The following is a 9,877-nucleotide window of genomic DNA, read 5'->3' on the forward strand; positions in this document are numbered from 1 at the left end:
ATGAAAATAATTTCGACTGATCAACTAGTAAAAATCCACACAAGTTGTTCTTCATAATCTCTTAATGATCTTCTTGATACTTCGTCAGTAAAAAGAAAAACCAAACCAACAACTTAACACCTCAAGTGTTTCGCTGTCTGCGTTGGTATGCAGCGTATTCTATAGAGTTTTAAAACAAACACAAGCCCCTATTATAGATATTTCCATAATATTAAAATTGATTGTTTGTTTTTTAAACCAGATTCAACTTATCGTTTACTTAATATTCAATATATCTCTATTTTTCTAGATAAAAAAGCGTTTTCGTAGATTTATTTTCACTTTAGTTGTGACAACTTATCCAAAAGTCTGGGAATGGCCGGACTTTCTTTATTTAACATTACTTTAGCTATTTATAAATTTAAGTCTGCTTTAATTTGCTTGTTCCACTAACCAACTCATAAATTTTTGACGTTCTGCCTTATTGGCTTTTTGCCAAAGTTGAATCAATTGCTGATCTACTCCAACATTACTTACAGATGATGTCGCAACAACAGAAACAGCTTCTTGTTTATTCTTAGTCGAGTTAACCGTAGCTACTTCTGTATATACTGGCGCTGGCTGATTCACAGACCCTGCATTTTTTTTGGTTAAATCAATTGCATTACCAAATACGCCATTAGAGAAAATTGCTTTTTGTTCTTGTTTAACCCTAGCTTGCTGAACCAGTAATTGATTTGACTTGTTATATAAGCCAAATACAGGTTGGTCTTTATATTTCTGGGCAAGGTCAAAATTTTTCGGTGCATTAATCAATGCAAGTCGATATTCTTGCCCATCAACCAATTCAGGTGTACGAATAGAAGCAATACCTGATTTTAGAATATCGTGTGAATTGTCTGAATGTTGAAAGAATTCGCTATAACGAATATTAATTACATTTTCACCCGCATTTAATGTGTATTTCTCAGCTGAACGAAATAAACCACCACTAACTTCTTGATCATTGACTGACACAATTTTAATTTCTTCCGGCACAGTCAATGTTACAGCTGCAAAACCAGCACTACTGAATAATAATGCCGCAGCGGCAACTGTTAATCTTAAAGTCATCTTTTACACTCATTTTCAATTATTAAGGTTTGTCTGCACTATGCAATGCGTATATGACAACCTTATGACAGTAGACCTATTGTACATATTCACTTTCAAGTCTTGATTTTGATATGTACCGCATTTTTTACATATAAAAAAAGGGCGCGATATTCGTGCCCTGTGATTGATAACAGTTATGACTAATTAAAAGTTTTAAAACGCTCAGTCTCATCCATAAAGGTTTTCTCACCCGCAGTAGCTTCAATTGAACCAAATACTAGCTGTGCACGTAATTTCCAGTTCTCTGGAATATCAAATACTTCGGCAGTTTCTTCATCTACAACAGGATTGTAATGTTGTAATGAAGCACCAATATTTTTTTCCGCCAATGCCGTCCAAGTTGCAAATTGTGCAATAGCTGATGAATGTTCGGACCAATCTGGGAAATGTTCTGCATAAAGTGCAAACTGCTCTTGTAATGATTTCACCACAGCTTGGTCTTCATAAAACAATACTGTCCCAAAGCCTGCAGCAAAACCATTAATTTTATTGTTGGTTCCTTCAAAAGCTTCTGCGGGAACCATTTTACGCAGTGTTTCTCGTACGATATTCCAAAACTTTTGATGTGCATCTCCAAATAAAATGACCACACGTGAAGTTTGAGAGTTAAATGCTGATGGACTCCAGCGCACTGCTTCTTGAATTGTGTGCTCAATTTCTGCTTGAGACAAACTTACATTGTCACCAATGGCATAAATCGTACGGCGTTGTTTGATGTGATCTAGAAATAACATAGCAACCTCTTTTTTATTCTGAATCGTATGGATTTAAAATTAATATTAAATGAAGTTTTTAACAGTTACATGACTATATTTACAACTTTGTGTCTTATTTCTAGAACAATCAATTTCTTATTTGTTAATTCTCAAGTTTAATTGCAATCTAAATACTAAATCATTCAATAGATCATCTTGCTACAAATTTAACTCAAGAAAAAACCTGCTTAAGCATACACGCGAAAACGTTCCTGATCTTCAGGCTCTTCACGCTCTGGTGTAGGACCTTCGATTGAGCCTAAAACCAATTGCGCACGTAAAAGCCAATTTCTATCGATATCGAAATGATCCGCAACAGCATAGTCGATGGATGGATTGTAATGTTGTAATGAAGCACCTAAGCCTGCATCTGCAAGTGAGGTCCAAACGGCAAATTGTGCCATTCCAGAAGTTTGTTCAGACCAAACTGGAAAATCTGCCGCACTAAATGGAACTTTCTTCTGTAGTTGTTGAATAACGGCTTGGTCTTCATAAAATAAAACTGTACCAAATCCTGCTGCACATTGATCTATTTTTAATGCAACGCCTTCAAATACATGAGTAGCAACATCTTTACGCTGCACATCTTTTACGATATCCCAAAACTTTTGATGTGAATCACCAAATAACACCACGATGCGGGTACTTTGTGAATTATAGGCAGAAGGACAGCTTCGAACCGACTCTTGAATCAACTCAGCAATATAAGCTTGGCTATAATGAACTTTTTTACCTAAATCATAAACACTACGACGTTTCTTTAATTGGTTTACAAATGAAACTTCGATTTCTGATTTATCATTTTTCTTTTTTAATTTAAAGTCTTTCGTAATATCCGCTGTCAGCACATGACCTATTTTATCCAGCAATGCCATCTCTAATATCCCAAATATTATTTAAGTAAAACACACTATTCCATAAATATTTTAAGGGTTTATTTAGATGATTACTGCTTATAAAATATTTACATGTTGCTTTTTAAATCAATCAGTAAGCCCAAAAACAGCAAACTCCGCACTTAGCGGAGTTTATGTGAAACATCACACAGTTTATTTATCTGTTTCAAATAAAGCTGCAACAAAAGATTTGGCAGAGAATGGACGTAAATCATCTATTTTCTCACCAACACCAATAAAGCGAATTGGCACATGTGTACGGCTAGCAATATTGAAGAGCACACCACCTTTTGCAGTACCATCAAGCTTAGTAATGGTTAAACCTGTTAAACCCACAGCCTCATCGAACATTTCAACTTGGTTAATGGCATTTTGACCGGTACCTGCATCAACCACCAACATCACTTCATGTGGTGCTGTCGCATCAATTTTTTGCATAACACGTTTAACCTTAGACAACTCTTGCATCAAGTGTCCTTTGTTATGCAAACGACCTGCGGTATCTGCAATCAGTACATCTACGCCTTTTGCACGCGCACTTTCAAAAGCATCAAAAATCACTGAAGCTGAGTCTGCACCATGACCTTGCGCAACCACAGCAATATTGTTGCGCTCACCCCAAATTTGCAACTGTTCAGTTGCAGCGGCACGGAAAGTATCACCCGCTGCAAGCATGACTTTTTTACCTTCACCTTGTAAGCGCTTCGCCAACTTACCAATGGTTGTGGTTTTACCTACACCATTCACACCAACCACTAAAATCACAAATGGATTTTTATTAGTGTCGATATGTAATGGCTTCACTCGTGGTGCGAGCAATGCGACCAATTCTTCTTGTAACGCCTTATATAATGAATGTGAATAAATCAAATCACCGCGTTCTGTACGTTCAGTCAAGTTAGCAATAATGGTTTTGGTTGCTTCTACACCAATATCTGCAACCAACAGCTGTTCTTCAACTTCTTCCAATAATTCATCGTCAATTTCCTTACCACCAATCAGGATATTGACCATACCATCGGCTAAATTTTTACGAGACTTTGATAAGCCTTCTTTCATACGGCTAAAGAAGCCACCTTTAGATTTGCTTTCTTCTGCTTCAGAATCAGTCTCTTCTACAGCGGGAGCAACGTCTTGCTGCACTTTCGGTGTTTCGATAATCGGCACATTTACCGCAGGTAAACTCGGTAACGTGACATCGTCATCACCGATATCAGCATCAATCAAAAATTTATTCTGCCCATGAGATTGCTGTTGCATGCCGAATCCTTGAAAAGCACTGCGTTAAAAAAATGAGATTCTAACATAAGTTATCTCAATTTGAGCTTTTCCGATAAGCCTCAGCATCAGCACACCAAAAAACAACATGTTGAACTTGCATTCAAATTCGAGTTTAGGAAAACTAGTAGGCTATAAAATGCATTTTACCGGATAACTTTGTGTCTTATAAAAAAACGGTTTCTTCCTATTTTTTCAAAAATTTATTGCAATCTCTTCTTCCCATTGGTCTGATCACCGCAAGCTTAATCAGCACTCCATTTGTATACGCAGACAATCGTAGTCAACTGACCCGCAGTACCTTTGAAACCACACTTAAAAATGGTTTAAAAGTCATCATTCGAGAAGATCACCGAGCACCGATGGTCATGACACAGATCTGGTACCAAGTTGGAAGTAGCGATGAATCGGGGAACTTGTTAGGTATTTCTCACGCACTGGAACACATGATGTTCAAAGGCACCACTAAAGTCCCCAATGATGAATTTACCCGTTTAAGTCGCATTTACGGCGGCAGTATTAATGCAGCAACCTCTACCAACTATACTAATTACTACCAACTTTACCCCAAAGCTTACTTCCCGATGGCGCTCGAACTTGAAGCTGACCGTATGAGTAATCTACATTTACGGCCACAAGATTTTGATCCTGAAATTAAAGTGGTGATGGAGGAACGCCGACAGCGCACGGATGATAATCCACGTTCATTGGCTTATGAGCGCTTTAAATGGATTTCATATCCGACCAGCCACTATCGACAACCAATTATTGGTCATATGAAAAATCTGCAAAATATTCAATTGACCGATTTAAAACAATGGTACAAAGATTGGTATACGCCCAATAATGCGATTTTGGTGATTGTCGGTGATGTCGATGCCGAAGCAGCAATACGACAAGTACAAAAATATTTTGGTGATATTCCTTCGCGTAAAACACCTTCTCGAAATGATGTTTTGGAGTTTGAACGTGTTGGCTATCGCCACATGGAACTCAACTTACCCGTCCAAGTACCTAATTTATACATGGCGTGGAATGTACGCTCCCTTGCGACTGCAAAAAATCCACAAGATGCTTACGCCCTCAATATTATTCGCAATGTTCTCGACAGTGGAATTTCATCTCGATTACAAGACAAATTAGTCCGAGATCGTAAAATTTTGACTGCCGTCAGTACATCCTATGACCCTTATAATCGTGGAGATAGTCTGTTTAGTATTTCTGCCCTACCTGCAGATGGCATCAAAATGGAGCAAGCGCAAAAAGCCATACAAGATGAAATAGATTTACTCAAAACCGAATTGGTCAAAGCACCTGAAGTTGAGCGCATGACCACACGATTTATTTCCAATTTAATTTACAATCAAGACGACATTATTAGCCAAGCAAAAACTATTGGGAATCTTGAGGTCAATGGCTTGAGTTTCAGGCTTATGGATGAACTTCCAAAGCTATATGAAAATGTCAGCGCACAGGATATTCAACGTGTCGCCAATGCTTATTTTGTGCGTGAAAATTTAAGCACCATGTATCTTTTACCTGAGCCAGTTGAAAAAAATACACCTAATACTGATAAACCTGCAAAATCCATCCAACCCGAGAGTGAAATCAAAGACCAACAAATCTTTCAACCACTCGATAATGACAGTGTGCAGTAAGGAAAAGTCATGACTAAATATTCTATTTTATGCTTAAGCCTGCTTACTGCAATTAGTCCGGCACTTTACGCTGAAAGCTATATTGAAAGTACGCCTGATCTCAATGACAATCCTAGCCAATTGCAATCGATTGCTATGCTGCAAAGTCTAAGAAACTTACAAGTAGATAAAGACTATCGTGCACCGCATGTGCACGTGCTCAAAAATAGAAATGGCGTGAAAACACTTTTTGTTGAATCTAAAGACTTACCGATGGTTGATATTCAATTAACCTTCAATGCTGGCTCTGCTCGTGATGAAGAAGTTAGCAAAGGACTGTATGGGGTAGCCAATATGGCAGCCCGCTTAATGGATGAAGGCACCGAAAAATACAATGCCACACAAATTGCTTCAGTATTCGATCAATCTGGAGCAAAAATAAGTATACAAGCGTATCGAGACATGTTTGTGGTTCGCTTACGCGTCCTGTCTGATCCGAGGAAACTTGAACCTGCACTCAGCATGATGATGGAAATCCTCAAAAATGCCACTTTTAAAAGTTCGAGTATTAATTTAGCACTCAGCAACAACCAAGTAGGTCAAAAACAACTTCAAGAAAATCCGAGCCGCTTAATGGGCATTCGCTTTTATCGCGCAATTTATGGCACACACCCCTATGCGGAACCGATTACTGGAACCAATGGCAGCATTAAAAAAATTACACCCGACATACTTAAAGCTTTTCGGGATCAATTTTTAGTTGCGCAAAATATGAATATTGCCATTACTGGCAAATTAAGCCCCAAAGATGCGCAGAACTTAGCTGAACGGATTTCTGGAAATTTAAAGCAAGGCGAAAAAGCCAAAGCACTTAGTAATCCTGTAGAAAAAACCGGTTTTGATATTATTCATATTCCCTTTAATTCCAGCCAAGCCAATGTCATGTTCGGACATTTGGGAACTACTCGAAATAATCCTGACCGACTTGCTCTTGAAGTTGCAAACCGTATGTTTGGCGGCAGTGGTTTTAACTCTGTTTTAATGCAAGAACTGCGTGTAAAACGTGGTTATACCTATGGTGCTTATAGCACTTTTAGTTTTAGCCAAGCACCGGGTATTTTTAGTTTTAGTTATAGCACTCGACAAGATCAATTGATGAACAGTATTCGCGTCGCACACAAAGCTTTGACTAACTTTGTGCAAATGCCCATTGATAAGAAACAAATGCAAGAAACCAAAGCAGGAATGTTGCGATCATTTCCAAATAATTACAGCAGCAATGCCAACATTAATGCTCAGCTTGGCTCATTTGGTTTTTATGACCAACCTGCGAACTATTTAGCGCAATATCAAAAATCTCTGGAAAAAATTACCGTGAGTGACGTACAAAATGCAGTGCGTAAATATATACATCCTGAAAATATGACGGTAATTATCGTCAATCCAGAGATTGATAAAGCAGAAATTAAGGCTATTTTAGAGAGTAATTTACAAATTACGCCGACTCGACAAGTTCCTGCTATTCAGGCCGCTCCTCTGACAAAGCCGGAAGTTGATGTGCCCGTACAGACTCCATCTGATACGCATGCATCAATTTAAGATAAGCACCAATGTGAATTTTCTCTTGTTGCTGTAATAGCAGTGCCATATCTTGCGTTTCTGGATAGCTTTGCTGCAAAGCCAGTTGAGCGATATTGTGATATTGCTTAGTAGAAATAGGACGAAATAACGCGATAATAGCCAGCACCAATATCACTGCAATCATGACTGCAACGAAAATATTATAGATTTGTTCCAGCTGTATTTTAGATTTGAATTGAATAATTTTTTCTAAATCAATAGTCATACACTACCTCAGGTTCAAAGTAGTGTATGGCTGCCTTTCAATAAGTTCAAGTCACCGTGCTTATTTCTACATCACTTCAAATAAGCTTTGTGAACCAATCCTATTTTTTAGTGAATAATGCTACGAATTACCGCAAAATAGAGGATCATTGCAATAATTGCCAAAACAATAAATATAGCAAAAACACTCACACCCCCCTCTGCATTCGCAGGATGTAATTCATCATCATCTGCTATTCTGAGTAACTCGCCATTATAGGCATTATAAAATTCCAAACGTTGAGCCTTATCTAAATCACGAGTGAAATCATATACCCGCTTACGTTGTGCTAAACCAAAATGCCCCAAATGCACTTCTTGATGAAAAATAGCTTCATCGAGTTTACGGCGATGTAAATGTGCCAACTCCACAATTTGAGTATATGTAGGAGGATAATCTAAAGTCATGCCATCTAATATTCTACTCATGTACTTCTCCTTATTATCTACAACTTCTTATGCTAGTATCTTAATCAATTAAGTAATTGTTCATTGTTTAATCGTGTAAACAGCATAAATTCGCCAATATTCACACAAATAGTTGACATTTCAATCCAATTGTAATATTAGTTTAATAATACTTAGTTATATTAGTTAAAAGGGCTAAAGAATGGGCCCTTCAATGATCATAATTAGAATAAGGAGTTAAATATGATTCAACAATTCTCTCAACATGACCTTGAGCATGTATACGCAAATGCGGTCAACACAATTCAATCACAAATGAACTTCAGTGATGCAGTTCGCGAATTGGAAGAAGCAGCTCGAGCTGGTCATGGTAAAGCGGCATTGTTCTTAGCAGAACTTTATTATCAAGGTTTCCGCGTAGAACGCGATTCACTCAAAGCGCAATATTGGCAGAACATGGCCACATTGCAAGCATAATACAACGTCACTCAGGTGGCGTTTTTTACACCCTCGAACTTTTCATCACATAAATTCTTACAATCAAATTCAAAGCTTACACAGTAATTTCATCAAAATTTCCTACAATAGGAGCAACATCAACTACACGCCGCATATGATGTCTACATTAAAGCAATATAAGCCGATTCAAAAAGATTTATTTTTTAAAATTAGTATCTTAAAAACAATGATGTACTGTGGAGTTCTCTGGGGACTCTATCACCAACAAGGTTGGGCAATGAGCAGTGATCAAGACAATATTATTTTCCCATTTTGGTTAAACGGTATCCAAGCACATAAATATGCAAAGAAAAACTGGCCCAACTACACTCCACGGCGCATTACACCACGTGACTTTGAAGAATCGTTGTTACCTACCCTAACGCGACTCAAAGTCATTCCTGCGCTTTATAGCTCAAGTAATATCAAGTTGAAGTTAACAACCTCACAAATGCGCCATTTCTTTTTTGAAAATTCGACCATTCAAATGGCGTAGTCAATATTTGAACGCGTATATACACTGAAAAGTATTGGCTTTTTTGAAATTTCAAGCTAAGTTAAATTGAAGAAAAATATTATAAAGGACCCAATAAATGACAACAGTTGCACAAGTACTCAAAGACAAAACTTATCAAGAAATTTATACCATTAGCCCAGATGCGACTGTGCTTGAAGCAATTTCACTCATGGCGCAAAAAGGCATTGGTGCGCTTGTGGTTACCAATGAAGATGGCGTGGTCGGTATTTTATCTGAACGTGACTACACACGTAAAATCGCACTAATGGAACGAACTTCATTTGATACTACAGTCAATGAAATTATGACCAGTAGCGTGATTACAGTAACAACTGCCGCAACAGTAGAAGAATGCCTTGAGTTAATGACGGATCGTCATTTACGCCACTTACCCGTAATTGAAGAGAATGTACTTAAAGGCTTCATTTCTATCGGTGACTTGGTCAAAGCCGCGATGGATGATCAACGCAAATTGATTGACCAATTACAACAGTACATTTCTGGCTAAACGTTATTTTCCCTCTAATCACTATTAGAGGGAATAAACTCAGAACATATTCATTCCATTAAAAAACACCATATTTGTAATGACATCCAAATTACAATCGAATGACTTTTTTCAAAAATGCCAAATTCCACCTTAGAAAATGTAAAAAAATTGATTCAAATCTTTGCTGAAATAGAAAGTTTAATGGTTTCCTTAAAAGATGATGAATGCCTCAAAGCATATAGGCGTACCATTAATTTAGAGTTAGCGTCCGCCAATATTGAACTTTTGGATGCTTTAGCAATCATCTATAGCTAAATACCAAATAAATCATTACAGTAATCTTTAAATAATTTATCAATATCTTTAACTCTAAACTTAGT

General features: G+C 37.4%; 11 protein-coding genes and 1 pseudogene. 6 read left to right on the forward strand and 6 right to left on the reverse strand.

Annotated features, from left to right (window positions below; genetic code table 11):
• Window positions 1-411: 411 nt before the first annotated feature.
• The 4 genes from ACN6OV_RS04295 to ftsY all read right to left on the reverse strand — a co-directional run bounded on the left by ACN6OV_RS04295 (window position 412) and on the right by ftsY (window position 4,045).
• Window positions 412-1,092, reverse strand: a complete 681-nt coding sequence (locus ACN6OV_RS04295; protein ID WP_427949920.1) for a DUF2057 family protein — start codon at window positions 1,090-1,092, stop codon at window positions 412-414.
• A gap of 182 nt (window positions 1,093-1,274) precedes the next feature.
• Window positions 1,275-1,868 (reverse strand): nitroreductase family protein, encoded by a 594-nt coding sequence (locus ACN6OV_RS04300; protein ID WP_427949922.1) that lies wholly within the window; start codon window positions 1,866-1,868, stop codon window positions 1,275-1,277.
• Window positions 1,869-2,077: 209 nt separating this feature from the next.
• Window positions 2,078-2,764 carry a nitroreductase family protein gene (locus ACN6OV_RS04305; protein ID WP_427949924.1) on the reverse strand — a complete coding sequence of 229 codons (687 nt, stop codon included), beginning with the start codon at window positions 2,762-2,764 and terminating at the stop codon, window positions 2,078-2,080.
• Window positions 2,765-2,938: 174 nt separating this feature from the next.
• Window positions 2,939-4,045: a signal recognition particle-docking protein FtsY gene (gene ftsY, locus ACN6OV_RS04310; protein ID WP_427949926.1), complete on the reverse strand. Its 1,107-nt coding sequence runs from the start codon at window positions 4,043-4,045 to the stop codon at window positions 2,939-2,941.
• Between the two features lie 179 nt (window positions 4,046-4,224).
• Between ftsY and ACN6OV_RS04315 the strand changes: the two are divergent.
• Both ACN6OV_RS04315 and ACN6OV_RS04320 read left to right on the forward strand, forming a co-directional pair.
• Window positions 4,225-5,607: pseudogene (locus tag ACN6OV_RS04315) on the forward strand (M16 family metallopeptidase); the annotation flags it as partial.
• A 123-nt stretch (window positions 5,608-5,730) separates the two neighbouring features.
• Window positions 5,731-7,299 (forward strand): insulinase family protein, encoded by a 1,569-nt coding sequence (locus ACN6OV_RS04320; RefSeq protein ID WP_427949928.1) that lies wholly within the window; start codon window positions 5,731-5,733, stop codon window positions 7,297-7,299.
• On the opposite strand, the gene ACN6OV_RS04325 is transcribed toward ACN6OV_RS04320, so the two are convergent.
• Window positions 7,220-7,546: a hypothetical protein gene (locus ACN6OV_RS04325; protein ID WP_427949930.1), complete on the reverse strand. Its 327-nt coding sequence runs from the start codon at window positions 7,544-7,546 to the stop codon at window positions 7,220-7,222. The two genes, ACN6OV_RS04320 and ACN6OV_RS04325, sit on opposite strands and share 80 nt — an antisense overlap.
• A 107-nt stretch (window positions 7,547-7,653) precedes the next feature.
• Window positions 7,654-8,013, reverse strand: coding sequence for a hypothetical protein (locus ACN6OV_RS04330; protein ID WP_427949932.1), 360 nt, complete (start codon window positions 8,011-8,013; stop codon window positions 7,654-7,656).
• A 222-nt stretch (window positions 8,014-8,235) separates the two neighbouring features.
• Between ACN6OV_RS04330 and ACN6OV_RS04335 the strand changes: the two genes are divergently transcribed.
• From ACN6OV_RS04335 to ACN6OV_RS04350, 4 genes are all read left to right on the forward strand, one after another.
• Window positions 8,236-8,469, forward strand: a complete 234-nt coding sequence (locus ACN6OV_RS04335; RefSeq protein WP_427949933.1) for a hypothetical protein — start codon at window positions 8,236-8,238, stop codon at window positions 8,467-8,469.
• Window positions 8,470-8,608: 139 nt separating this feature from the next.
• The gene (locus tag ACN6OV_RS04340; RefSeq protein ID WP_427949937.1) at window positions 8,609-8,986 is read left to right on the forward strand and encodes a DUF2750 domain-containing protein; all 378 of its coding nucleotides are present in this window, start codon (window positions 8,609-8,611) and stop codon (window positions 8,984-8,986) included.
• A gap of 97 nt (window positions 8,987-9,083) precedes the next feature.
• Window positions 9,084-9,515 carry a CBS domain-containing protein gene (locus ACN6OV_RS04345; protein ID WP_427949934.1) on the forward strand — a complete coding sequence of 144 codons (432 nt, stop codon included), beginning with the start codon at window positions 9,084-9,086 and terminating at the stop codon, window positions 9,513-9,515.
• 117 nt (window positions 9,516-9,632) lie between these two features.
• A complete protein-coding gene (locus tag ACN6OV_RS04350; protein WP_427949935.1) occupies window positions 9,633-9,812 on the forward strand; it encodes a hypothetical protein in 180 nt (59 codons plus the stop codon).
• The last annotated feature ends 65 nt before the right edge of the window (window positions 9,813-9,877 follow it).

This window comes from Acinetobacter sp. (assembly GCF_050285345.1).
In the GTDB taxonomy this organism is placed as follows: Bacteria; Pseudomonadota; Gammaproteobacteria; order Pseudomonadales; family Moraxellaceae; genus Acinetobacter.

Bases quoted from the DNA above. Each gene is read 5' to 3' on its own strand.
- ACN6OV_RS04295 (WP_427949920.1), bottom strand. From the start codon at position 1,092: ATGACTTTAAGATTAACAGTTGCCGCTGCGGCATTATTATTCAGTAGT.
- ACN6OV_RS04345 (WP_427949934.1), top strand. From the start codon at position 9,084: ATGACAACAGTTGCACAAGTACTCAAAGACAAAACTTATCAAGAAATT.
- ftsY (WP_427949926.1), bottom strand. From the start codon at position 4,045: ATGCAACAGCAATCTCATGGGCAGAATAAATTTTTGATTGATGCTGAT.
- ACN6OV_RS04325 (WP_427949930.1), bottom strand. From the start codon at position 7,546: ATGACTATTGATTTAGAAAAAATTATTCAATTCAAATCTAAAATACAG.
- ACN6OV_RS04320 (WP_427949928.1), top strand. From the start codon at position 5,731: ATGACTAAATATTCTATTTTATGCTTAAGCCTGCTTACTGCAATTAGT.
- ACN6OV_RS04350 (WP_427949935.1), top strand. From the start codon at position 9,633: ATGCCAAATTCCACCTTAGAAAATGTAAAAAAATTGATTCAAATCTTT.
- ACN6OV_RS04330 (WP_427949932.1), bottom strand. From the start codon at position 8,013: ATGAGTAGAATATTAGATGGCATGACTTTAGATTATCCTCCTACATAT.
- ACN6OV_RS04300 (WP_427949922.1), bottom strand. From the start codon at position 1,868: ATGTTATTTCTAGATCACATCAAACAACGCCGTACGATTTATGCCATT.
- ACN6OV_RS04335 (WP_427949933.1), top strand. From the start codon at position 8,236: ATGATTCAACAATTCTCTCAACATGACCTTGAGCATGTATACGCAAAT.
- ACN6OV_RS04305 (WP_427949924.1), bottom strand. From the start codon at position 2,764: ATGGCATTGCTGGATAAAATAGGTCATGTGCTGACAGCGGATATTACG.
- ACN6OV_RS04340 (WP_427949937.1), top strand. From the start codon at position 8,609: ATGTCTACATTAAAGCAATATAAGCCGATTCAAAAAGATTTATTTTTT.